Source organism: Pseudomonas gingeri (genome assembly GCF_013386165.1).
Lineage (GTDB): Bacteria > Pseudomonadota > Gammaproteobacteria > Pseudomonadales > Pseudomonadaceae > Aquipseudomonas > Aquipseudomonas gingeri_C.
The window spans coordinates 139,135-161,408 of sequence record NZ_JACAOS010000028.1 but is presented as its reverse complement, the minus strand read 5'-3'; the positions used below and the strand labels follow the sequence as shown (position 1 = coordinate 161,408).

Here is a 22,274-nt window from a genome sequence, read left to right as displayed (position 1 = left end):
TCGCACGTATCGAAAGCCCGGCATGATAACGCAATGTTGGTTTTTTCTCGGCTGTTCTACATCAACGGGCTTGCAGCTTGCGCTCAATGGCATCCATCAGCAGGCCGCCGATGTCCGTGCCAAAGGCGTTGTCGATCTCGCGGATGCAGGTCGGGCTGGTGACGTTGATTTCCGTCAGGTGCTCGCCGATCACGTCCAGGCCGACGAACAGCAGGCCTTTTTCACGCAAGGTCGGGCCGACCTGGGCCGCGATCCAACGGTCACGATCGGTCAGCGGACGGGCTTCACCACGACCGCCGGCCGCCAGGTTGCCACGGGTTTCGCCGGCGGCGGGGATCCGTGCCAGGCAATACGGCACCGGCTCGCCATCGACCATCAGGATGCGCTTGTCGCCGTCCTTGATGCCCGGCAGGTAGGCCTGGGCCATGATCTGCTGGGTGCCCAGGGCAGTCAGGGTCTCGAGGATCACCGACAGGTTCGGATCGCCGACCCGGTGGCGGAAGATCGAGGTCCCGCCCATGCCGTCCAGCGGCTTGAGGATCACGTCACCGTGTTTGGCGGCAAATTCGCGCAACACATCGGCGCGGCGGCTGACCACGGTGGCCGGTGTGCACTGCGGGAACTGGGTGGCGAAGAGTTTTTCGTTGCAGTCGCGCAGGCTCTGCGGCTTGTTGACCACCAGCACGCCAGCGCGCTCGGCCTGTTCCAGCAGGTAGGTGGAGTAGACGAACTCCATGTCGAAGGGCGGGTCCTTGCGCATCAGGATCACGTCCAGGTCGCTCAAGGCCGTGTCGGTCTCGGCTTCCAGCTCGAACCAGTGCTCGGGGTTGGCGAACACTTTCAACGGGCGCATGCGACCCCGCGCCACGCCGGCGTCCTGGTACAGGTCCTGCTGCTCCATGTAGAACAGGGTCCAGCCGCGGGCCTGGGCGGCCAGCAACATCGCCAACGAACTGTCCTTTTTATAGGAAATGTTGGCGATGGGGTCCATGACAATCCCGAGACGAACGCTCATGGGCTATATCCTCTATGGGCCGTGATGGCCGAAATGACTTGAAAAAGTGGCGTCAGAGTGGCGCTACGCCGATTCGCGGTCAAGGAAAAACCACCTGTCCCGGTGGGGCCGGGGGTGGTTGATAGATTGCATCTTGAGACTGTGCTAAAAAGGCTCGCATGCCGCTCGAAGCGCTTACACATCAAGGGCTTCGCGCCTCAATACCGGTTAGATGCAGTCAATCGAGTCGCTGTGGCGATGGTAGAGCAGATATGGAACAGCATTCCACAGCCTTGAAAGTGATGGTCATCGACGACTCCAAGACGATTCGTCGAACCGCCGAGACGCTGTTGAAACACGTGGGTTGCGAAGTGATCACGGCCATCGACGGTTTCGATGCGCTGGCCAAGATCGCCGATCATCATCCGGGTATCATCTTCGTCGATATCATGATGCCGCGCCTGGATGGCTACCAGACCTGCGCCCTGATCAAGAACCATCGAGCGTTCAAGTCCACGCCGGTGATCATGCTGTCCTCCAAGGACGGCCTGTTCGACAAGGCCAAGGGGCGTATTGTCGGTTCTGATCAGTTTTTGACCAAACCGTTCAGCAAGGAAGAACTGCTGGCTGCGATCAAGGCCCATGTGCCGGGGTTCGCGGCGGTAGAACAAGCACATTGACGGGAGGCCGGTTGGCCGCCCGCCTTATAAGCAGTGGGGAACACCATGGCACGTATCCTGATCGTCGATGATTCGCCGACTGAAATGTACAAACTGACCGGCATGCTGGAAAAGCACGGTCATGAGGTGCTCAAGGCCGAGAACGGCGCCGATGGCGTGGCCCTGGCCCGCCAGGAAAAGCCCGACGCGGTGTTGATGGACATCGTCATGCCGGGCCTCAATGGCTTCCAGGCTACCCGGCAGCTGACCAAAGACAGTGAAACCAGCCATATCCCGGTGATCATCATCACCACCAAGGATCAGGAAACCGACAAGGTCTGGGGCACGCGCCAGGGCGCCCGCGACTACCTGACCAAGCCGGTGGAAGAAGAAACCCTGATCAAGACCCTGAACAGCGTCCTCGCCGGCTGACGGCCCGCGCCCATGAGCCCGTCGCAGACTGCCTTCCAGCTGTTGCTGGAAATCGACCAGCGCTGCCGCGTACTGGCCGCCGACCTGCCGTCGCAACAGGCGCGCCAGGACATCTGGAGCGGCATCGGCTTTCGCCTCGGCGAGCACTGGTACGTGGCGCCCATGGGCGAAGTCAGTGAAGTCCTGCATGAGCCGCGGCATACCCAGTTGCCGGGGGTGAAACCCTGGGTCAAGGGCGTGGCCAACCTGCGCGGGCGCCTGCTGCCGATCATGGACCTGTGCGGCTTCTTCGGGCATGAGTTGTCGGCGTTGCGCAAACAGCGGCGGGTGCTGGTGCTGGAATACAAAGACGTGTTCGCCGGCCTGATGGTCGACGAAGTGGCCGGCCTGCAACACTTTCCCCTGGGCGGCCAGCAAGGCCTGGCGGTAGCGCCGCCGGACGCGGCGGTGGCACCTTTTGTCCAGGGCCGTTTCGAGCGTGAACGTAGTTGGTGGGTATTCAGCCCGTTTGCCCTGGCGCAGGCGCCGGGGTTCCTGGATGTGGCCTTACAGGCAGGGGCCTGATCGATGACAAACGCTAAACCGGGCAAACCGCTGGAAGCTTCGCGCAGTCGTTCGCAGATCATCGTGCTGTTTATCGCCCTGATCGTGTTCATCATGCTGCTGTTCGCCAACTTCGCCTACCTGAACACCCAGTCCACCTACGACAAGCAGTACATCAGCCATGCCGGCGAGTTGCGGGTGCTGTCCCAGCGCATCGCCAAGAACGCCACGGAAGCGGCGTCGGGCAAGGCCGCGGCGTTCAAGCTGCTGAGCGATGCCCGCAACGATTTCGCCCAGCGCTGGGGTTACCTGAAAAAAGGCGACCCGGCCACCGGCCTGCCCGCCGCGCCGCCCGCCGTGCGCACGGAAATGCACGCCGTGCAGCAGGACTGGGAAAACCTGCTGAGAAACACCGACGCCATCCTCGCCAGCGAACAAACCGTGCTGTCGTTGCATCAGGTCGCCGCGACGTTGGCCGAGACCGTGCCGCAGTTGCAGGTCGAATACGAAAAGGTCGTGGAAATTCTCCTCCAACGCGGTGCCCCGGCAGCCCAGGTGGCCATGGCCCAGCGCCAGTCGTTGTTGGCCGAGCGGATCCTCGGCGCGGTGAACACGGTACTGGCCGGCGACGAAACCTCGTCCCAGGCCGCCGATGCCTTCGGTCGCGATGCCGCCCGTTTCGGCCAGGTCCTCAATGGCATGCTCCAGGGCAATGCGGAGCTGAAAATCACCCAGGTCGAAGACAAGGACGCCCGGGCCCGACTGGGAGATATCGCCGAGCTGTTCGAATTCGTCTCGGGCTCGGTGGATGAAATCCTCGAAACCTCGCCGCAGCTGTTCCAGGTCCGAGAATCCGCCGGGAATATCTTCAGCCTGTCGCAAACCCTGCTGGACGAAGCCTCGCACTTGGCCAACGGTTTTGAAAACCTCGCCGGCGAGCGCTCCCTGGACACCATCGGCGGTTATGTCCTCGGCCTGCTGGCCCTGACCTCGATCATCCTGATCGGCCTGGTGATGGTCCGCGAGACTAACCGCCAACTGCACGAGACCGCCGAGAAGAACGAACGCAACCAGCACGCGATCATGCGCCTGCTGGATGAAATCGAGGACCTGGCCGACGGCGACCTGACCGTGACCGCTTCGGTCACCGAGGATTTCACCGGGACCATTGCCGACTCCATCAACTATTCCGTCGACCAGTTGCGTGATCTGGTGGCCACCATCAACCTCACCGCCGGCCAGGTCGCCGCCGCCGTGCAGGAAACCCAGGCCACCGCGATGCAACTGGCCGAGGCTTCCGAGCACCAGGCCCAGCAGATTTCCGAGGCCTCCACCGCCATCAGCGACATGGCCGAGTCCATCGACCAGGTCTCGGCCAACGCCGCCGAATCGTCGGCGGTGGCCGAGCGCTCGGTGGAAATCGCCAACAAGGGCAACGAGGTGGTGCACAACACCATCCATGGTATGGACAACATTCGCGAACAGATCCAGGACACCGCCAAACGGATCAAACGCCTCGGTGAGTCGTCCCAGGAAATCGGCGACATCGTCAGCCTGATCGACGACATTGCCGACCAGACCAACATCCTCGCCCTCAATGCGGCCATTCAGGCTTCCATGGCCGGTGATGCCGGGCGCGGTTTCGCGGTGGTGGCCGATGAAGTCCAGCGCCTGGCGGAACGTTCGTCGGCGGCGACCCGGCAGATCGAGACCCTGGTGCGGGCGATCCAGACCGACACCAACGAGGCGGTGATCTCCATGGAACAGACCACCACCGAAGTGGTGCGCGGCGCGCGCCTGGCCCAGGACGCCGGGGTCGCCCTGGAAGAGATCGAAGGGGTGTCCAAGACCCTGGCGGCGCTGATCCAGAGCATTTCCAACGCGGCCCAGCAACAGACTTCGTCGGCGGGGCAGATTTCGCTGACCATGAACGTGATCCAGCAGATTACCACCCAGACTTCATCCGGCTCGACCGCCACCGCCGACAGCATCGGCAACCTGGCGAAAATGGCCAGCCAGCTGCGGCGCTCGGTCTCCGGGTTTACCCTGCCGGCGACGCAAGCTGCGCGTGAAAACAGTTAGTGGAGTCGTCATGAGCGATCAGCACGACTATGTGGCCCTCGAATGGGTCAAGGGCGAAATCGCCGATACCCTGAAACAGGCGCGCCAGGCCCTCGATGCATTCGATGAGCCGACCCATTCGGCCCAGGACATCGCCGAATGCCTGGAGTGCATTCACCAGGTCCATGGCAGCTTGCAGATGGTCGAATTCTACGGCGCGGCCCTGCTCGCCGAAGAAACCGAAGCCCTGGCCCTGGCCGTGCAACAGGGGCGGGTGGTCGATCTGCCGGAAGCCCTCAAGCTGTTGCGCCAGGCCCTTGGCCAGATGCCGTTGTATCTGGACCGGGTCCACAGTGCACGGCGGGATCTGCCGCTGGTGGTGCTGCCGCTGCTCAACGACCTGCGCAGCGCCCGCGGCGAAAGCCTGCTGTCGGAAACCAGCCTGTTCAGCCCGGCCCTGCCAGAGTTGTCGCCGCTGGACGAGGCAAGCCTCGCCGAGTTGACCCCGGCGGAACTGCCAGCCTTGTTGCGCAAACTGCGGCAAATGCTGCAGACCGCCCTGGTCGGCTTGCTGCGTGAACAGGACGATGAGACCAACCTCGGCTATATGGCCAAGGTTTTTGCGCGCCTGGAAGGCCTGTGCCTGGAGGCGCCGCTGGGGGCGCTCTGGCAAGTCGCTTCGGCACTGGTCGAAGGCATGCTCGCCGGCGTCATCGCCAACAGTCCGGCCCTGCGCAGCCTGCTCAAGGACTCCGACAAGGAACTCAAGCGCCTGCTGGAACAGGGCATTGCCGGGATCAATCAGCCGGCACCGGAAGAATTGCTCAAGAGCCTGCTGTTCTATATCGCCAAGGCGCGGCAGCCGACGGCGCAGATGCTTGCCCTGAAAGAACGTTATGGCCTCGACGAGGCGCTGCCGGATACGGCGGTGGTCGATGAGGAGCGCGCCCGCCTGGCCGGCCCGGACCGCGATGCCATGCGTTCGGTGGTGGCGGCGTTGTGCGAGGAACTGGTGCGTTGCAAGGAGCGCCTGGACCTGTTCGTACGCGGCGACCGCCAGCACACCGATGAACTGTCGAGCCTGCTGGCGCCCTTGCGGCAGATCGCCGATACCCTGGCGGTGCTCGGCTTCGGCCAGCCGCGCAAGGTCATCATCGACCAGACGGCGGTGGTCCTGGGGTTGGTTCAGGGCCAGCGCGAACCGAATGACGCAGTGCTGATGGATGTGGCCGGGGCCTTGCTCTATGTCGAAGCGACCCTGGCCGGAATGATCGGCACCGTGGAACCGGAAAGCCGCGAAGAAAGCCGCCTGCCCACCACCGACCTGACCCAGATCCACCAGTTGGTGGTCAAGGAGTCGCGGATCTGCCTGCAACAGGCCAAGGACCTGATCATCGAGTACATCGATGCCGACTGGGACCGCGAGCGCCTGCAGCCTTTGCCGGAATTGCTGACCCAGGTCCGTGGCGCCCTGTCGATGATCCCTCTGAGCCGGGCCGCGAGCCTGCTGGAAACCTGCAATCGTTATATCCACGATCATCTGCTGCACGAGCCGCAACCGCCGTCCTGGCAGCAACTCGACCGCCTGGCTGACGCCCTGACCAGCATCGAGTACTACCTTGAACGCCTCGGCGAAGACCACGAGGCACCGGGCGAACGGGTGCTGGACCTGGCCGAGGACAGCCTCGACGCCCTGGGTTATACGCCTGCCGAGCAGGACGTTCCGGTGCTCGAGGATGTGCTGAGCCCCAACGAAGCCCTGGTGATGCAGGACTTGCAGACGCTGGACAACCCGCAGGTGGTGCAGTCCCTGGCCGATGTCCTGGCCAGCCCGGTGTCGGCCCTCAACCCGCCGGCCCGGCAGGTCCCGGGCAGCCTGCTGCCGCCGCCGGGTGATGAAGCACCGGTTGACGATGAATTGCGTGAAGTGTTCCTCGAAGAATGCGCCGAAGTGCTCGATGTGCTGCGCGAGTACCTGCCGCGCTGGGCGCTGAATACCGAGAGCAAGTCGGCCTTGACCGAGTTGCGTCGGGCTTTCCACACCCTCAAGGGCAGCGGCCGGATGGTTCGGGCGCTGGTGCTCGGCGAACTGGCCTGGGCCGTGGAGAACCTGCTGAACCGCGTGCTCGAACACAGCGTCGAGGCCGATGCTCCGGTTCATCAGTTGCTCGACGATGTGCTGCAGGTGTTGCCGGAACTGGTCAGCGAGTTTGCCGGACAGGCCCAGCGTCAGCGCGACGATGTCGACCTGTTGGCCGCCCGCGCCCATGAGTTGGCGGGGTCGACCGAGGCCAGCCCTATGGAAGGGGGAGAAACCGAGGATGAGTCCATTGATCGGCAGTTGCTGGATATTTTCCGCAACGAGGCCGAGACGCATCTGGACAGCCTCAACCATTTCCTCGAACAAGCCACCGAGCATGTGCCGCTGGCCGCCAGCGACGAATTGCAACGGGCCTTGCACACCCTCAAGGGCAGCGCCTACGTCGCGGGGGTGCGGCCGATCGCCGAACTGACGGCACCGTTTTACCATCTGGTGCGTGAATTCAAGGCCCACCTGTTGCCCCTGGACCTGGACGAGGTCGAGTTGCTGCTCGAAGCCGAGGTCCTGTTACACCAGGGCCTGAAGCAATTGGCGGACGATCCGCTGGCCGCCATCGACGGTGCCGCACAGTTGATCCGGCGTGCCGAGACGCTGCTCGCGGCCCGGCTGGAGTCAGTGTTCAGCGCGGCCAGCAGCACCAAGCGCGACCCGCAGTTGATCAACAACTTCCTGGCCCAGGGCATGGATATCCTGCTGGACGCGGAAAACCTGCTGCTGCGCTGGCAGCAGCACCCTGGCGAGCGCCAGGAGCTCAACGAATTGCTGGACGAACTGACCACCCTCGGCCAGGGCGCCCACAGTGCCGACCTGCACCCGGTGGACGAACTCTGCGAAGCCTTGCTGGACCTGTACGGTGCGGTGGAGGAAAGCAGCCTGGCGGTCAGCGAGCGGTTTTTCCATGAGGCGCAAGGCGCCCATGAAGCGTTGATCAACATGTTCGACGAGCTGGCCGCCGGCCAGGAAATCAAGGCGCAGCCGGAACGGCTCAGGGCACTGCGCGAGCTGCTCGACGAGGCCCTTGACCCTTCCGCCACCGGCTTGATCAAGACCGACGGCAGCCGTGCCCTGAGCATCGCCGAGCTGGGGGCCGCCACCGCCGAGGCGAGTCTGGCCCTGGATGAATTGGACCTAGACGATGAGATCGTGGTGATCTTCCTCGAAGAGGCCACGGATATCCTCGACAGTGCCGGGCTGGCCTTGCAACGTTGGCTCGACGACCCGGACAACGCCGCGCCGCTGCTGTCCCTGCAACGGGACCTGCACACCCTCAAGGGTGGCGCGCGCATGGCCGAGATCGGCCCGGTGGGTGATCTGGCCCACGAGCTGGAAAATCTGTATGAAGGGCTGGTGGACCGGCGCCTCAGCCATTCCCCGGAACTGGCGTCGCTGTTGCAGAAAAGCCATGACCGTCTGGCGGTCCTGCTCGACCAGCTCAAGGGCCATCAGCCCCTGGGGGATCCGAGTGCGCTGATCGAGTGCTTGCGCCTGTTCCGCCAGGGCAGCACGGCGCCGCAGGAAGTGAGCGAAGCCGTCGACGCGCCAGTGTCTGTGGCCAGCAGCGACCCGGAACTGTTGGAGATCTTCCTCGAAGAAGGCTTCGATATCCTCGAAAGCTCCGGCGCGGCCTTGCTGCGCTGGCAGGCTGAGCCGGCGAATCGTCAGGACGTGGAAACCTTGCTGCGCGACCTGCACACCCTCAAGGGCAGTGCGCGCATGGTGGAAATCGTGCCGATCGGCGACCTGGCCCACGAACTGGAGTTTCTCTACGAAGGTCTCTCGGCGGGCCTGCTGCAACCGGGGATTGAGTTGTTCTGCCTGTTGCAGGCCGGCCACGATCGCCTGGCGCAGATGCTCGATGCGGTGCGGGCTGAACAACCGGTGTTGCCCGCCGATGCGCTGATCCAGGATATCCAGGCGTTTGGCCGGCAGTCGCCGATCAATCTGCCGGTCGTGGCGCCGGTGGTCGCGCCAGCCGCGCCCAAACCCGAGGCACCGACGGTCGCGGAGGCCGAGCGGGCGGCCCAGGACATGGTCAAGGTGTCGGCGGATATGCTCGAAGACCTGGTCAACCTGGCGGGCGAGACCTCGATCTTCCGTGGCCGTATCGAGCAGCAGGTCAACGACGCCCGGGTTGCGCTCAACGAAATGGAGACCACCATCGAGCGCATGCGTGACCAGTTGCGGCGCCTCGACACCGAGACCCAGGGCCGCATTCTCAGCCGCCAGCAGGTGGAAGCCGAGCGCCTGGGCTATGAAGAATTCGACCCGTTGGAAATGGACCGGCACTCGCAGTTGCAGCAACTGTCGCGGGCCTTGTTCGAGTCCGCCTCCGACTTGCTGGACCTCAAGGAGACCCTGGCCGGGCGCAACCAGGACGCGGAAAACCTGCTGGCGCAGCAGGCGCGGGTCAACACCCAGTTGCAGGAAGGCCTGATGCGCACGCGCATGGTGCCGTTCGAGCGCCTGGTGCCGCGCCTCAAGCGCATCGTCCGGCAGGTGGCCGGGGAGCTGGGCAAGGAGGTCGAATTTGTCGTCGGCAATGCCGAAGGCGAGATGGACCGCAATGTCCTGGAGCGCATGGTTGCGCCCCTGGAGCATATGCTGCGCAACGCCGTCGACCACGGCCTGGAAAATGCCGAGGGCCGTCGTGCCGCCGGCAAGCCGGAGCAGGGGCTGATCACCCTGGACCTGTCCCACGAAGGCGGCGACATCGTTTTCGATATTCGTGACGACGGCGCCGGGGTGCCGCTCGAAGCTGTGCGGCGCAAGGCGATCAAGCGCGGGCTGCTGGAACCGGACATGCCCATCAGTGACCGCGATGTGTTGCAGTTCATCCTGCAACCGGGCTTTTCCACTGCGGAAAAAATCACCCAGATTTCCGGGCGCGGCGTGGGCATGGACGTAGTGCACGAAGAGGTACGGCAACTGGGCGGGACCATGCGCATCGACTCCATTCCGGGGCAGGGTGTGCACTTCCAGATTCGTCTGCCATTCAGCGTTTCGGTGAACCGTGCGCTGATGGTGCAATGCGCCGACGAGCAATATGCGGTGCCATTGAACACCGTCGAAGGCCTGGTGCGGGTGCTGCCGGGTGAGCTGGAAAGTTATTACCAACTCAGTCCGCCGCGCTACGAGTACGCCGGCCAGACCTACGAATTGCGCTACCTCGGCGAGCTGCTGCAAACCGTGGGTAAGCCGAAGTTGCTGGGCCAGAACCTGGCGCTGCCGGTGTTGCTGGTGCACTGCAACGATCAGCGCATGGCGTTGCAAGTGGACGCCCTGGCCGGTTCGCGGGAAATCGTGGTCAAGAACCTCGGGCCGCAGTTCGCTGCGGTGCCGGGGCTGTCGGGGGCGACCATTCTGGGCGACGGTCGCGTGGTGCTGATTCTCGATTTGCTCGCCCATGTGCGTAGCGCGTTGGCGCGGCCGCCGGTACAGGCCATGTCCAGTGGCAGCGGCGCCGATGCCACGCTGGTGCGCCCGACCCTGGTGATGGTGGTGGATGACTCGGTCACGGTGCGCAAGGTCACCAGCCGCCTGCTGGAGCGCAACGGCATGAACGTGCTGACGGCCAAGGACGGGGTGGATGCCATGATGTTGCTGGAGGAGCACACCCCGGACCTGATGCTGCTGGACATCGAAATGCCGCGCATGGATGGCTTCGAGGTGGCGACGCGGATTCGCAACGATGAGCGTCTCAAGGACCTGCCGATCATCATGATCACCTCGCGCACCGGCCAGAAGCACCGCGACCGGGCCATGGCCATCGGCGTCAACGAGTACCTGGGCAAGCCGTACCAGGAGTCGGCGTTGCTGGAGAGCATTGCCTATTGGAGTCAGCTTCATGCATGAGCACAGCACCAGCAGCCTGACGGGGTTGATATTGCCCCTGGCGGACCGTTACCTGCTGCTGCCCAATGTCGCGGTGGCGGAGCTGATCGACTACCAGCGCGGCGAGCCGGCCAGCGATGCGCCGCCGTGGTATCTGCGGCAGGTGACGTGGCGCAATCAGCAATTGCCGCTGATCAGCTTTGAAGCGGCTTGCGGCTCGAAGCTGGTGGTGGGGGATCGGGCGCGGATCGTGGTGCTCAATGCTTTGGGCGGGCGGCCGGAATTGAAGTTTATTGCGTTGGTGCTCCAGGGGATTCCGCGTTCGTACAAGCTCGACAGCCAACTGAGTTTTGTCGATGTGCCGCTGTGTCGGTTGGAGAAGGCGGCGGTGCAGGTCGGCGAGTGGGTGGCGAAGGTGCCGGACCTGCTGGGGTTGGAGCAGTTGGTGTTGGAGTCGGGGTTGGCTTGAGATCCACTCAATCACTATGAAGTGTCTTGTCTGACCGCTCGCTAGCAGCCCGAATCAGGCTTGCGAACTGTTGATCCGCCGTGGCGATATCTTCAAGTTGACGCTGCTGATGAAAGCACTCGTATTGCACTTCTGCGTGTTGCCTGGCCATTTCTTGAGAAATTTGGCCTGCGTTGTCGAGAATGTCACGGTCGTTTAGGGTTAGGAAACCATCGAGTTTTTTCACCCAGCTATTCATTGTCATGGGAATGCGGCGCATCGCCTGACCTTCGGCAAACACGAGGTACTGCTCAATCAGGTTGTTCAAGGCACTGAGTTCTTCTTCCTTGAGGTAGTTTTTGGCATTGGCGATATCCTGCTTGCGTACTTTAGCGCCACGCCAGTTAGTCAGGCCCATGTGGGGTTTGCTACTGTCCGCTCGGCTATGCACAAGCTCGGCAGCCGTTTGGCCGGTGATAGCCCAGTGAACCTTGTTCTGCACTGATTTGAAGAAGCTAATGCTGGCTTCCTGAGTGGGGTCGTAATCCACGCTGGTGGCATAGATATCGGTGATCTTCTGGTAGAAGCGCTTTTCGCTGGTCCGAATATCTTGGATGCGCCGCGTCAGCTCTTCAAAATAGTCGAAAGGCTGATTGGGATTCTTCAGGCGCTCATCATCGAGCACAAAACCTTTGACGATGTACTCGCGCAACTGCCGGGTAGCCCATTGGCGGAATCGTGTTGCCATGTGGCTTTGCACCCGATAACCCACTGAAATGATGGCATCCAGGTTGTAGTGTTGAAGGTTACGCTTTACCTGGCGTGTGCCTTCCTGACGAACTACTAAGAAATCCTTAGTAGTTGAGTTTTGATCAAGCTCACCCTCCCTGAAAATATTTTTCAGGTGCATCAGGACGTTTTCTGGCGTGGTGCTGAACAGCTCGGCCATCAATGCCTGCGTCAGCCAGACGGTTTCATCGACAAATCGCACGTCGAGCTTGGTTTGCCCGTCTTCGCTCTGATAGATGATGAATTGCGAGGTGTTGCTATCCGCGCTCATGACTCAAGCCCTCCCTTGATTCGCCGCTTTTCCAACACCTGCGCTGATTCAGGGTGGAATGAGAATCTGGCGATTGTCCTAGACTTTCCCGAGCACAAACCACCACCTCCAACGATAAAGATATGACAAAAGGTGTACCGATAATCACCGGCGAGCCAATGAAGAGGCCAATGTCTTTTGTTTTTTGACACTGTCATGGCTTTGAGCATGCCCACTCTCTGGGTGAGCATGCTCTATGTCACATCAATGGCGGATACAGAGTATCCCGGGTGGCATTCCTACGCAGAGCACGGGGATCATCAGCTTATGGGCCTTTGGTTTAACGCCGAATCCACGAATGCCCGCGCCATCTCGATCAGGTGCACGACGCCCAGCACCACCTTTCGATTTGACCCACTGAGGTTTTCCACCGCTTCGTAGGCGGTAGCGGCTGCCGCTTCCAACAGCTCATAAGCGGTGACGAGGGATTCTTCGGAACGCACATCAACCCGGATCTGATACAGGCTTTCAGGCAGTTTGCAGGGAATGGGCGGTTCTGCGGGTGGCAGGTTGTAGTGAGCGAATATGCGCTCGATATCGGCGTCTGTCGGGTTAAGTGTGACGGGTGGATCGGGGGTGATCTTTGACATGGTTCTAAGCTCTCTCAACATGGGTTGAGCTGCTACTGAGTCGCGACTAAACGATGGGGTGGCAGCTGTACGCAGGTTAGTCGACCGGCGAGCTAAGAAACCGGCGCACCCGAAGGTGCCCTGCGCACAGCCACCATAAAATACAGGCAATAAGATGCACCTGAGACGGTGGCGCGTTGCGCCTTAACTCAACACTGGGCGACTAAACCCGATCACTGAATTGGCAGTGACGAACGAAGACTAGACCAGGTGTTTTGGCAGGCGCAAGCCGCCGGGATTTTCTAGGAAATTTCACTCAAGCGAAAGAGCCAAGTCCTCGTTTCGCCCCCGAAAACCGTTTGCGATTGCCATCAAATGGCCCTTAATCAGTCCCAAAAAGGGACCTGTCGTTCCCTTTTTGGGACTCTTTGGCGCGGCCATGCAAACCCTCTCCAGGCGGCCGTTCGTGAATTTCTATGGTTTGGGAATTTTCACAACCTTGATGTCATCGATGTCTATCTTACGAGACACGCCGGGCCCATCCCCGACAACCGCACCGACCAAGATATGGGCTCTGTTACCGTAGTAGCCAAAGCCGATTCTATGACTTTCGAGCCACTGGCCGGTTGGAGTGTGCTCATCTATGAAAAATGTGCTATAGCCCAGCGATATGTTCGCTGCAATCGCCACCGCGATCGATGTTGCTTCCTCGGGCTCCGGTGGGTGAACGCGGTATTTGACGGATGTTAAAAGCGTCCCTTTCTCCTCGCCAGGAAGGGTCAACATCTTGGCGAGGGAGGGCAGAAACGTGTCAGGGGGTCTCCATTCCAGCTTGCCGGACCAGAAGGTATTCGGGCCTAGCGGGCCTTCTTCCGTTTTGAGTATCCCATCCAGAGAGCCAACATCATTTTCCCATCCGTTCCTGTCTCCATTTTCGAAATCGGTTCCATAGTCTTCTTCATCAACGTTCATATGCTTTCTCCGGTCATGGGCGCTTTTGACCCTGCTCGTGGAGCTAGACATTGGAAGTCACAGCGCAGTTTTTAGTAGGCGCTGGAGACGGTCGTGTGGCTACTGTCAGAACTGACAGGGTGAAGCGATTAACCGACAAACGGTTTGCATTGTCGCCGCCCTCGAAGCCTTGATCATGCCCAGCGTCGATCACTTCTATTCATCGGGATCATCGGGAACTCGCACAACCTTGATGTCATCGATGTCGATCTTACGGGACACGCCGGGACCGTCTCCGTAATTCGTACCGATCAAGATATGGGCCCTGCTACCGGAGTAGCGAAGTAGGGCGTCACCTGTTTGGCGCCACTCGCCGGTTGGGGTGTTCGCCTCTATCCAAGTAGTGCTAGAGCTCTCCGATATGTTCTTTGTAATTACGAGCGCGATCGCTGGTGAATCCCCAGGCTCCGGGGGGTGAACGCGGTATTTGATGGATACGAAAAGGCTGCCTTTCTCCTTCTCTCCGACTGGAAGGTTCAACACCTTGTAGAGAGAAGGCTGAAAGATGTGTGGGGGTCTCCATTCCAGCTTGCCGGACCAGTAAGTGTTCGGGCCGAACGGGCCTGCTTCTGTTTTGAGTATCCCATCTGGGGATCCAACCTCATTTTCCCACCCGTTCCTATCTTCATGTTTGAACTCGGTTCCATAGTCTTCTTCATCAACGTTCATATGCTTTCTCCGGTCATAGGCGCTTTTGACCCTGCCCATGGAGCCAGACATTGGAAGTCACAGCGCTGTTTTAGTAGGCGCGGGAAACAGTCGTCTGGCTACTGTCAGAACTGACAGGTTGAAGCGGTTAACCGACAAACGGTTCGCATGGGCGGAAGCTGCCTTGAGGGCCTCTTCGTGCCCCAGCGGGGACAAATCTCCCCGGTCACTTCATTAGAATCCACCCCATACAAGAACCATTACCCTGAGCGTAACGATCCGCCGCTGGGCTTGATTGATGCCCTGTCGATTCACTCCTACTGTCTACTCCACGAAAGCGAACCCGTGGAGTGAGCATGACAACCCCCAATTCCCCCGACTCGCGCTGGACGCGGCGGCGCACCGAGAAGCAGCGTCGTCTCGAGCAGGTGCGAGCCCTCGCCGATGGTGTGGTGTTGCCGACCGACAAGATCGTCGCCGCCCTCGAAGCCCTGATCATGCCCGGCGACCGGGTGGTGCTGGAGGGCAATAACCAGAAGCAGGCCGACTTTCTCTCCCGCTCCCTGGTGAAAGCCGACCCGGCCAAGCTCCACGATTTGCACATGATCATGCCCAGCGTCGGTCGCGCCGAGCACCTGGACCTGTTCGAGCGCGGCATTGCCCGCAAGCTGGATTTCTCCTTCGCCGGCACCCAGAGCCTGCGCATCAGCCAGTTGCTGGAAGATGGCCTGCTGGAAATCGGCGCGATTCACACCTACATCGAACTCTATGCCCGGCTGGTGGTGGACCTGATCCCCAATGTGGTGCTCAGCGCCGGCTTCATGGCTGACCGCGCCGGCAATATCTACACCGGCGCCAGCACCGAGGACAGCCCGGCGCTGATCGAGCCGGCGGCGTTCAGCGACGGGATCGTGATCGTCCAGGTCAATCAACTGGTCGATGACGTCAGTGAACTGCCCCGGGTGGATATCCCCGCGTCCTGGGTCGACTTCGTGGTGGTGGCCGACAAACCTTTCTATATCGAGCCGCTGTTCACCCGCGACCCGCGTCATATCAAGCCGGTGCATGTGCTGATGGCGATGATGGCGATTCGGGGGATCTACGAAAAACACAACGTGCAGTCCCTCAACCACGGGATTGGTTTCAATACCGCCGCCATTGAGCTGATCCTGCCGACCTACGGTGAATCCCTGGGCCTGAAGGGCAAGATCTGCCGCAACTGGACACTCAACCCGCACCCGACGCTGATTCCCGCCATCGAAAGTGGCTGGGTCGAAAGCGTGCATTGTTTCGGCACCGAACTGGGGATGGAAAACTACATCGCGGCGCGGCCGGATGTGTTCTTCACCGGGCGTGACGGCTCGATGCGTTCGAACCGGATGTTCTGCCAGTTGGCCGGGCAGTATGCGGTGGACCTGTTTATCGGTGCGACCTTGCAGGTCGACGGTGACGGGCATTCGTCCACGGTGACCCGGGGTCGCCTGGCCGGGTTCGGCGGAGCGCCGAATATGGGGCACGATCCGCGTGGTCGCCGTCACGGCACCCCGGCCTGGCTCGATATGCGTCTCGATACCGGCGATGCGCCTGAAGCCTTGCTCGAACGGGGCAAGAAGCTGGTGGTGCAGATGGTCGAGACCTTCCAGGAGGGCGGCAAACCGACGTTTGTCGAAACCCTCGATGCCGTGGAGGTGGCGCGCAAAAGCGGGATGCCCCTGGCGCCGATCATGATCTACGGCGACGACGTCACCCATTTGCTCACCGAAGAGGGCATCGCCTATTTGTACAAGGCCCGTTCCCTGGAAGAGCGCCAGGCGATGATCGCTGCCGTGGCGGGTGTCACGGCCATCGGCTTGCGGCATAACCCCAAGGACACAGCGCGGATGCGCCGCGAAGGCTTGATCGCCTTGCCTGAAGACCTGGGTATTCGGCGCACCGACGCCAGCCGCGAACTGCTGGCGGCCAAGAGCGTGGCCGATCTGGTGGAGTGGTCGGGTGGTCTCTACAACCCGCCCGCCAAATTCAGGAGCTGGTAAATGCACGCCTTCAATCTGCAAGCCCAACCCCTGTCCCTGGCCGAGCGCCTGGCGGATTTCGCGGTGGAAGCGCTGATCGACGAAGCCGACCTGTCGCCTAAACCGGCGTTGGTGGATCGTCGCGGCAATGGCGCGCACAGCGATCTCCATCTGGGTCTGATGCATGCTTCGGCGTTGTCGTTGTGGCCGATGTTCAAGGAGATGGCCGAGGCCGCGATATCCAGCCGAGAGCAGACCTTGTGGCGAGCGGGCTTGCCCGCGCTGGGCTGCGAAGCAGCCCCAAAACCTGCAATCGCGGCGTATCAGGTGGACCGGGTGGGTGGGGTTTACGACGGCTACGCCGCCGAGCGCGGGCAAGCCCGCTCGCCACATTCTGTATCCGCAATCGGTTTGCCATTGCGTGAAGCTCTCGGCCGTATCGGCCGCGAAGGCGAGCAGGCGATGCTCAAGACCACCGGCGGCGTGAATACCCATCGCGGTGCGATCTGGGCCCTGGGCCTGCTGGTGGCCGCCGCCGCGCTGGAACCCGAATCGGTAAAGGCCGGCGCATTGACGATCCGCGCCGCACGCCTCGCTTTGCTCGACGATCGCCATGCCCCCCACAGCACCAGCCACGGCACCCAGGTCGCCCAACGCTACGGCGCTCGCGGTGCCCGCGAAGAAGCGCAGTTGGGTTTCCCGGCGGTTACCCAACTCGGCCTGCCCCAACTCAAGCGCAGCCGCCTCGCCGGCCACGGCGAACAGAACGCCCGCCTCGATGCGCTGTTGGCAATCATGACCAACCTGGCCGACACCTGCGTGCTCTACCGCGCCGGCGTGCCGGGTTTACAGGCCATGCAACAGGGCGCCCGCGCCGTGCTCGAAGCCGGCGGTAGCGCCAGCCTGCCGGGACGTCGCTGCCTGCATGAATTGGATCAACAGTTGTTGGCGATGAACGCTTCACCAGGCGGCGCGGCAGATCTGCTCGCCGCCTGCCTGCTGATCGACCGCCTCGAACAGGAAGCCTTGTGATGGAAAAGTTGTCCTTTGAATTCCCCGCCGGGCAACCGCCCAAAGGCCGCGCGCTGGTGGGCTGTGTCGGCTCGGGAGACCTGGAGGTGCTGCTGGAACCCGGCCACCCCGGCACCTTGTCGATCCAGGTGACGACCTCGGTCAATGGCAGTGCTTCACGCTGGCAACACCTGTTCGAGCGCCTGTTCGACGGCCAGTTGCCGCCGGCCCTGACCATCGATATCCACGATTTCGGCGCCACCCCCGGCGTGGCCCGCTTGCGTTTGGAACAAGGTTTCGAGGAGATCGGCCATGACTGACAGCGAGCGTTTGCTGCACAAGCACAGCTTCGTCGAGCTCGGCGCCCGGCAACGGGCCCGGGCCTTGCTCGACAGCGGCAGTTTCCGCGAGTTGCTTGACCCCTTTGCCCGGGTCATGTCGCCCTGGCTCGAACGCCAGGGCGTGGTGCCCCAGGCCGATGACGGCGTGGTGATCGCCAAGGGCAGCATCGACGGTTTGCCGGTGGTCATCGCGGCCATCGAAGGGGCGTTCCAGGGCGGTAGCCTCGGTGAAGTGGGCGGCGCAAAAATGGCGGGCGCCCTGGAGCTGGCGGCTGAAGACAATCGCAACGGTATTCCGACCCGCGCCGTGTTGCTGCTGGAAACCGGCGGCGTGCGTTTGCAGGAGGCGAATCTGGGGCTGGCGGCCATCGCCGATATCCACGCGGCGATTGTCGACCTGCGTCGTTATCAGCCGGTGATCGGCGTGGTCGCCGGTAGCGTCGGGTGTTTTGGTGGCATGTCCATCGCGGCGGCGCTGTGCAGTTATCTTGTGGTGACCCAGGAGGCCCGCCTGGGCCTCAACGGCCCGCAGGTGATCGAGCAAGAGGCTGGGCTGGAAGAATACGACTCCCGCGACCGGCCGTTTATCTGGAGCCTGACCGGTGGCGAGCAGCGGTTTGCCAGCGGGCTGGTGGACCGTTATGTGGCCGATGATGTGGCGCAGATCCAGCAACAGGTCGCCGGATTGCTGGAGGCCGGTTTGCCCGAGGTACAACGCAGTCGGCAGGCGGACTGGTATCTGCAACGGCTGGCCGAGCTGGAGGCCGAGCCGCAAATCGATCCGGCCACGGTACGCCGTCTTTTCCAAGGAGATCGCCCATGAGTACTTATTCCCTGCGCGGTTTGCACTGGTTCCAGGCACTGGCTTCGGGGGCATCCGAAGTGTCCGGCCTGCCGCCCTCATTAAAAGTTGCGGACGGCCAGTTGGCCGGTCAGCCGGTGCGTTTTCTGGCGGTGGTGGCCGATCCGGCTAACCGTTTTGCCCGCGCCCGTCATGGCGAAGTCGGCCTGCTGGAAGGCTGGGGCCTGGCCAAGGCCGTGGACGAGGTGATCGAGGCTGACAGCGGCCGTGCGACCAAGCGCGCGTTGATCGCTATTGTCGATGTACCAAGCCAGGCTTACGGACGCCGCGAAGAAGCGCTGGGCATTCATCAAGCCCTGGCCGCTGCGGCGGACAGTTATGCCCGGGCCCGTCTGGCCGGGCATGCGGTGATCGCGCTGCTGGTGGGCAAGGCGATGTCCGGGGCGTTCCTCGCCCACGGTTATCAGGCCAATCGGCTGATTGCCCTGCGGGACCCGGGGGTGATGGTGCATGCCATGGGCAAGGCGTCGGCGGCCCGGGTGACCTTGCGCAGCGTCGAAGAGCTGGAAGCCCTGGCCGCCAGCGTGCCGCCCATGGCCTATGACATCGACAGCTACGCCAGCCTTGGCCTGCTCTGGAAAACCCTGGGTGTGGAACAGATTGAACAGCCCACGGCGGCCGACCTGGCGCAGGTGGAGGATTGCCTGGCCGCAGCCATCCACGATGTGGCGCAGAAGGGAACCGACTTGAGCGGGCGCCTGGGCGCGAGCAATCGGGCGGCGTCGAGCCGGGTTCGGCAGCTGTTGCGCGAGCAGTGGTGAGCGGCGATGCGCGCTGACGACGAGTTTCTGCCTCACGACCTGCTCTGGGGGCTGACCCCGGCGCAGTTGCCGGAGGGTGCGCCGGGCTGGGTGGCCGAAGCGTTGCGCCTCGGTCAACCGGTGGTGGTGCGGCGGGCCCTGACGGCAGCGGATCAGGTGCCGGTGGGCGTGCGCGGGGCGTTGCGTGAGCAGCGTTTCGCCACGCTGATGCCGCGGGCGTTGGTCGAGCGTTGCGTGCGCCCCGAAGCGCTCATCGATATTGAAATCTGCGCGCAAGACTGGCCGGCCTTGCAGGCGCTGCATTACCTGCGGCCATTGTTGAAGGCGTCGGGCCTGGTCTGGGGCGTCAGTGGCAGTGCCGGTTTCGAGTTGGCCAGCGGCTTGCCGACCTTGCACCCACAGAGCGACCTGGATTTGATTCTGCGTGTGCCGCAAGCGCTGTCGCGTCGGCAGGCCAGCGGTTTGTTGCAGCAACTCGACAACCCGTTCTGCCGTGTCGACCTGCAACTGCAAACCCCTCTGGGTGCACTGGCATTGGCGGAATGGGCGGGCACGGCGCAGCGGGTCATGCTCAAGCAGGCCGGCGGCGTTAAGTTGCTGCTCGATCCCTGGGATCTGCGCGAGTGCGTGGCATGAGCGGCCTGCTGGTGTTTCCCGGCCAGGGTGCGCAACAGCCCGGCATGCTGCAGCGCTTGCCCGATGCCGCGATCGTGCGTGGCTGTCTGCACGAGGCGAACGAGGTATTGGCTGAGGATGTGGGGTTGCTGGATACGCCGCAGGCCCTGGCCTCCACCCGGGCGGTTCAGCTATGTCTGTTGATCGCCGGTGTGGCCTGTGCCCGGCTGTTGCTGGAGGACAGCGCGCCGCCGGCTTATGTCGCCGGCCTGTCCATCGGCGCCTACCCGGCGGCGGTATTGGCCGAGGCCCTGACGTTCAGCGATGCCCTGCGTCTGGTCAGCCTGCGGGGTGAGCTGATGCAGCAGGCTTATCCACAGGGTTACGGGATGACCGCGTTGATCGGCTTGGAGCTGGCGGCTGTGGATAAGTTATTGGCCCAGGTGCACAGCGAACGCACACCGGTCTATCTGGCGAATATCAACGCCGATAACCAATGTGTGATCGCCGGCAGCGACGCGGGCATGAGCGCGCTCGTCGCCCTGATGGGCAAGGACGGCGCGGCCCGGCGCCTGGCGGTCAGCGTGCCGTCCCATTGCCCGCTGCTGGATGAACCGGCCGAGGTCCTGGCCGCCGCCTTCGCCAAGGTATCGATGCAGGCACCACGCCTGGGTTATCTCAGCGGCAGCAGCGCGCGGCTCCTGCGCAGCGCCGAACAGATTCGCGATGACCTGGCATTCAACATGCGCCGGGTCGTCGATTGGCGCGGCACCGTACAAAGCGCCTATGAGCGCGGTGCTCGCCTGCAGATCGAGTTGCCTCCGGGTTCGGTCCTGACCGGCCTGGCGCGCCGGGTATTCGAGCAAGGCACCGTCATCGCGTTCGACGGCGCCCGGCTGGACACCCTCAGGGCGCTGCTGGATGAGGAGGGACGCCGTCACCGATAAACACCGGCTGCTGCTTCGAAGGACAAAAACAACAACTTCGACAATGCAATGAGAGGACAACAAGAATGATTATCTACGGTGTGGCGCTGCTGGCGATCTGTACGCTGGCGGGGGTGGTTCTGGGTGACATGCTGGGCGTGTTGCTGGGTGTCAAATCCAATGTCGGCGGGGTCGGGATCGCTATGATCCTGTTGATCTGCGTCCGTTTGTGGATGCACAAACGTGGCGGCCTGACCAAGGATTGCGAGATGGGCGTCGGTTTCTGGGGCGCCATGTACATTCCGGTGGTGGTCGCCATGGCCGCCAACCAGAACGTGGTTGCCGCGCTGCACGGCGGCCCGCTGGCGGTGCTGGCGGCGATCGGCTCGGTGGTGGTTTGCGGTTGCGCCATTGCCTTGATCAGCCGGACCCATAAAGGTGATCCGTTGCCGGCTGAGCCGGTCGCGCTGACAGCGGCCTCCACCGCTGCGGGAGGTCGCTGATATGTGGGAACTCCTTAACAAGGACCTGGGACAGAATGCGCTGATCACCGCTTTTGCCGGTGTGGGTCTGGTGATGTGGGTGTCGGTGGTGCTGTCCAAGCGCCTGACCTATGGCCGGATCCACGGTTCGGCGATTGCCATTGCCATCGGCCTGGTGCTGGCGTGGATCGGCGGTACGTTGACCGGCGGGCAGAAGGGCCTGGCGGATGTGGCGCTGTTTTCCGGTGTCGGCTTGATGGGCGGGGCGATGTTGCGCGACTTCGCCATCGTCGCCACGGCATTTGAGGTCCAGGCGACCGAGGCGAAGAAGGCTGGCCTGGTCGGTGCACTGGCGTTGCTGCTGGGGACCGTGCTGCCGTTTATTGTCGGTTCGAGCATGGCCTGGGTCTTTGGTTACCGCGATGCGGTGAGCATCACCACCATTGGCGCAGGGGCGGTGACTTATATCGTCGGGCCGGTGACCGGGGCGGCGATTGGCGCGAGTTCCGAAGTGGTGGCGCTGTCGATTGCGACGGGGCTGATCAAGGCGATTCTGGTGATGGTCGGCACGCCTGTCGCGGCGCGTTGGATGGGGCTGGACAATCCGCGTTCGGCGATGGTGTTCGGTGGTCTGGCGGGCACGGTCAGTGGGGTGACCGCGGGGCTGGCGGCGACGGATCGGCGGCTGGTGCCTTATGGCGCGCTGACGGCGACTTTCCATACCGGGTTGGGCTGTTTGCTTGGGCCTTCGGTGTTGTTCTTCATCGTGCGCGGCCTGGTGGGTTGACACGCTTTTGTAGGAGCCGGCTTGCTGGCGAAGAACGATAACGCGGTCTGCCTGAAACACCGCAGCGCCTGCTTCGCCAGC

At 62.6% G+C, this 22,274-nt stretch carries 19 protein-coding genes and 2 pseudogenes; 16 read left to right on the top strand and 5 right to left on the bottom strand.

What is annotated here, in order from left to right:
* Positions 1-61 precede the first annotated feature (61 nt).
* Positions 62-1,015, bottom strand: coding sequence for a glutathione synthase (gshB, locus tag HX866_RS31265; protein ID WP_121135297.1), 954 nt, complete (start codon positions 1,013-1,015; stop codon positions 62-64).
* 251 nt (positions 1,016-1,266) lie between these two features.
* Here gshB and pilG point away from each other — a divergent pair, with 251 nt between their 5' ends.
* The 6 genes from pilG to HX866_RS31235 are packed head-to-tail and all read left to right on the top strand — an operon-like array spanning position 1,267 to position 11,090.
* Positions 1,267-1,674: a twitching motility response regulator PilG gene (gene pilG / locus HX866_RS31260; RefSeq protein WP_040071472.1), complete on the top strand. Its 408-nt coding sequence runs from the start codon at positions 1,267-1,269 to the stop codon at positions 1,672-1,674.
* 45 nt (positions 1,675-1,719) lie between these two features.
* Positions 1,720-2,085 (top strand): twitching motility response regulator PilH, encoded by a 366-nt coding sequence (pilH, locus tag HX866_RS31255; protein WP_121135296.1) that lies wholly within the window; start codon positions 1,720-1,722, stop codon positions 2,083-2,085.
* Between the two features lie 12 nt (positions 2,086-2,097).
* Positions 2,098-2,649, top strand: coding sequence for a chemotaxis protein CheW (locus HX866_RS31250; protein WP_177098286.1), 552 nt, complete (start codon positions 2,098-2,100; stop codon positions 2,647-2,649).
* A gap of 3 nt (positions 2,650-2,652) precedes the next feature.
* On the top strand, positions 2,653-4,710 hold the full coding sequence (locus tag HX866_RS31245) for a methyl-accepting chemotaxis protein (RefSeq protein ID WP_177098287.1): 2,058 nt from the start codon (positions 2,653-2,655) through the stop codon (positions 4,708-4,710).
* Positions 4,711-4,720: 10 nt separating this feature from the next.
* Positions 4,721-10,642: a hybrid sensor histidine kinase/response regulator gene (locus HX866_RS31240; RefSeq protein ID WP_177141077.1), complete on the top strand. Its 5,922-nt coding sequence runs from the start codon at positions 4,721-4,723 to the stop codon at positions 10,640-10,642.
* Positions 10,635-11,090: a chemotaxis protein CheW gene (locus HX866_RS31235; protein ID WP_177098289.1), complete on the top strand. Its 456-nt coding sequence runs from the start codon at positions 10,635-10,637 to the stop codon at positions 11,088-11,090. Before HX866_RS31240 ends, HX866_RS31235 begins: the two co-directional genes overlap by 8 nt.
* Before the next feature lie 7 nt (positions 11,091-11,097).
* Here HX866_RS31235 and HX866_RS31230 read toward each other — a convergent pair whose 3' ends face one another.
* From HX866_RS31230 to HX866_RS31215, 4 genes are all read right to left on the bottom strand, one after another.
* Positions 11,098-12,129, bottom strand: coding sequence for a virulence RhuM family protein (locus tag HX866_RS31230; RefSeq protein ID WP_177126286.1), 1,032 nt, complete (start codon positions 12,127-12,129; stop codon positions 11,098-11,100).
* 299 nt (positions 12,130-12,428) lie between these two features.
* On the bottom strand, positions 12,429-12,758 hold the full coding sequence (locus HX866_RS31225; protein WP_177098291.1) for a DUF6124 family protein: 330 nt from the start codon (positions 12,756-12,758) through the stop codon (positions 12,429-12,431).
* Between the two features lie 453 nt (positions 12,759-13,211).
* Positions 13,212-13,709: a hypothetical protein gene (locus HX866_RS31220; RefSeq protein ID WP_177126288.1), complete on the bottom strand. Its 498-nt coding sequence runs from the start codon at positions 13,707-13,709 to the stop codon at positions 13,212-13,214.
* A gap of 195 nt (positions 13,710-13,904) precedes the next feature.
* Positions 13,905-14,417 carry a hypothetical protein gene (locus HX866_RS31215; protein WP_177126290.1) on the bottom strand — a complete coding sequence of 171 codons (513 nt, stop codon included), beginning with the start codon at positions 14,415-14,417 and terminating at the stop codon, positions 13,905-13,907.
* A 335-nt stretch (positions 14,418-14,752) separates the two neighbouring features.
* Here HX866_RS31215 and mdcA point away from each other — a divergent pair, with 335 nt between their 5' ends.
* The 10 genes and pseudogenes from mdcA to madM all read left to right on the top strand — a co-directional run bounded on the left by mdcA (position 14,753) and on the right by madM (position 22,193).
* Positions 14,753-16,429 (top strand): malonate decarboxylase subunit alpha, encoded by a 1,677-nt coding sequence (gene mdcA, locus HX866_RS31210; RefSeq protein ID WP_177104994.1) that lies wholly within the window; start codon positions 14,753-14,755, stop codon positions 16,427-16,429.
* A pseudogene (locus HX866_RS34970) lies at positions 16,430-16,648 on the top strand (triphosphoribosyl-dephospho-CoA synthase); the annotation flags it as partial.
* A gap of 165 nt (positions 16,649-16,813) precedes the next feature.
* Positions 16,814-17,440, top strand: a pseudogene (locus HX866_RS34965) (triphosphoribosyl-dephospho-CoA synthase); the annotation flags it as partial.
* Complete coding sequence (locus HX866_RS31200) at positions 17,440-17,739, top strand: malonate decarboxylase subunit delta (RefSeq protein WP_177141075.1); 300 nt, start codon at positions 17,440-17,442, stop codon at positions 17,737-17,739. The pseudogene HX866_RS34965 and the gene HX866_RS31200, both read left to right, overlap by 1 nt.
* Positions 17,732-18,583, top strand: a complete 852-nt coding sequence (locus tag HX866_RS31195; RefSeq protein ID WP_177126298.1) for a biotin-independent malonate decarboxylase subunit beta — start codon at positions 17,732-17,734, stop codon at positions 18,581-18,583. Before HX866_RS31200 ends, HX866_RS31195 begins: the two co-directional genes overlap by 8 nt.
* The gene (mdcE, locus tag HX866_RS31190; protein WP_177141074.1) at positions 18,580-19,383 is read left to right on the top strand and encodes a biotin-independent malonate decarboxylase subunit gamma; all 804 of its coding nucleotides are present in this window, start codon (positions 18,580-18,582) and stop codon (positions 19,381-19,383) included. Before HX866_RS31195 ends, mdcE begins: the two co-directional genes overlap by 4 nt.
* Positions 19,384-19,389: 6 nt before the next feature.
* A complete protein-coding gene (locus HX866_RS31185) occupies positions 19,390-20,019 on the top strand; it encodes a malonate decarboxylase holo-ACP synthase (protein ID WP_177141073.1) in 630 nt (209 codons plus the stop codon).
* Entirely contained in the window at positions 20,016-20,945 is a 930-nt protein-coding gene (gene mdcH / locus HX866_RS31180; RefSeq protein ID WP_177141072.1) for a malonate decarboxylase subunit epsilon, read from the top strand. The genes HX866_RS31185 and mdcH overlap by 4 nt, the downstream gene beginning before the upstream one ends.
* A gap of 65 nt (positions 20,946-21,010) precedes the next feature.
* The gene (gene madL / locus HX866_RS31175; RefSeq protein WP_177098301.1) at positions 21,011-21,427 is read left to right on the top strand and encodes a malonate transporter subunit MadL; all 417 of its coding nucleotides are present in this window, start codon (positions 21,011-21,013) and stop codon (positions 21,425-21,427) included.
* 1 nt (position 21,428) lies between these two features.
* Positions 21,429-22,193 carry a malonate transporter subunit MadM gene (madM, locus tag HX866_RS31170; protein WP_177126305.1) on the top strand — a complete coding sequence of 255 codons (765 nt, stop codon included), beginning with the start codon at positions 21,429-21,431 and terminating at the stop codon, positions 22,191-22,193.
* Positions 22,194-22,274: the final 81 nt, after the last annotated feature.

Coding starts and splice junctions, on each gene's coding strand:
- gshB (WP_121135297.1), bottom strand. CDS start 1,015: ATGAGCGTTCGTCTCGGGATTGTCATGGACCCCATCGCCAACATTTCC.
- pilG (WP_040071472.1), top strand. CDS start 1,267: ATGGAACAGCATTCCACAGCCTTGAAAGTGATGGTCATCGACGACTCC.
- pilH (WP_121135296.1), top strand. CDS start 1,720: ATGGCACGTATCCTGATCGTCGATGATTCGCCGACTGAAATGTACAAA.
- HX866_RS31250 (WP_177098286.1), top strand. CDS start 2,098: ATGAGCCCGTCGCAGACTGCCTTCCAGCTGTTGCTGGAAATCGACCAG.
- HX866_RS31245 (WP_177098287.1), top strand. CDS start 2,653: ATGACAAACGCTAAACCGGGCAAACCGCTGGAAGCTTCGCGCAGTCGT.
- HX866_RS31240 (WP_177141077.1), top strand. CDS start 4,721: ATGAGCGATCAGCACGACTATGTGGCCCTCGAATGGGTCAAGGGCGAA.
- HX866_RS31235 (WP_177098289.1), top strand. CDS start 10,635: ATGCATGAGCACAGCACCAGCAGCCTGACGGGGTTGATATTGCCCCTG.
- HX866_RS31230 (WP_177126286.1), bottom strand. CDS start 12,129: ATGAGCGCGGATAGCAACACCTCGCAATTCATCATCTATCAGAGCGAA.
- HX866_RS31225 (WP_177098291.1), bottom strand. CDS start 12,758: ATGTCAAAGATCACCCCCGATCCACCCGTCACACTTAACCCGACAGAC.
- HX866_RS31220 (WP_177126288.1), bottom strand. CDS start 13,709: ATGAACGTTGATGAAGAAGACTATGGAACCGATTTCGAAAATGGAGAC.
- HX866_RS31215 (WP_177126290.1), bottom strand. CDS start 14,417: ATGAACGTTGATGAAGAAGACTATGGAACCGAGTTCAAACATGAAGAT.
- mdcA (WP_177104994.1), top strand. CDS start 14,753: ATGACAACCCCCAATTCCCCCGACTCGCGCTGGACGCGGCGGCGCACC.
- HX866_RS31200 (WP_177141075.1), top strand. CDS start 17,440: ATGGAAAAGTTGTCCTTTGAATTCCCCGCCGGGCAACCGCCCAAAGGC.
- HX866_RS31195 (WP_177126298.1), top strand. CDS start 17,732: ATGACTGACAGCGAGCGTTTGCTGCACAAGCACAGCTTCGTCGAGCTC.
- mdcE (WP_177141074.1), top strand. CDS start 18,580: ATGAGTACTTATTCCCTGCGCGGTTTGCACTGGTTCCAGGCACTGGCT.
- HX866_RS31185 (WP_177141073.1), top strand. CDS start 19,390: ATGCGCGCTGACGACGAGTTTCTGCCTCACGACCTGCTCTGGGGGCTG.
- mdcH (WP_177141072.1), top strand. CDS start 20,016: ATGAGCGGCCTGCTGGTGTTTCCCGGCCAGGGTGCGCAACAGCCCGGC.
- madL (WP_177098301.1), top strand. CDS start 21,011: ATGATTATCTACGGTGTGGCGCTGCTGGCGATCTGTACGCTGGCGGGG.
- madM (WP_177126305.1), top strand. CDS start 21,429: ATGTGGGAACTCCTTAACAAGGACCTGGGACAGAATGCGCTGATCACC.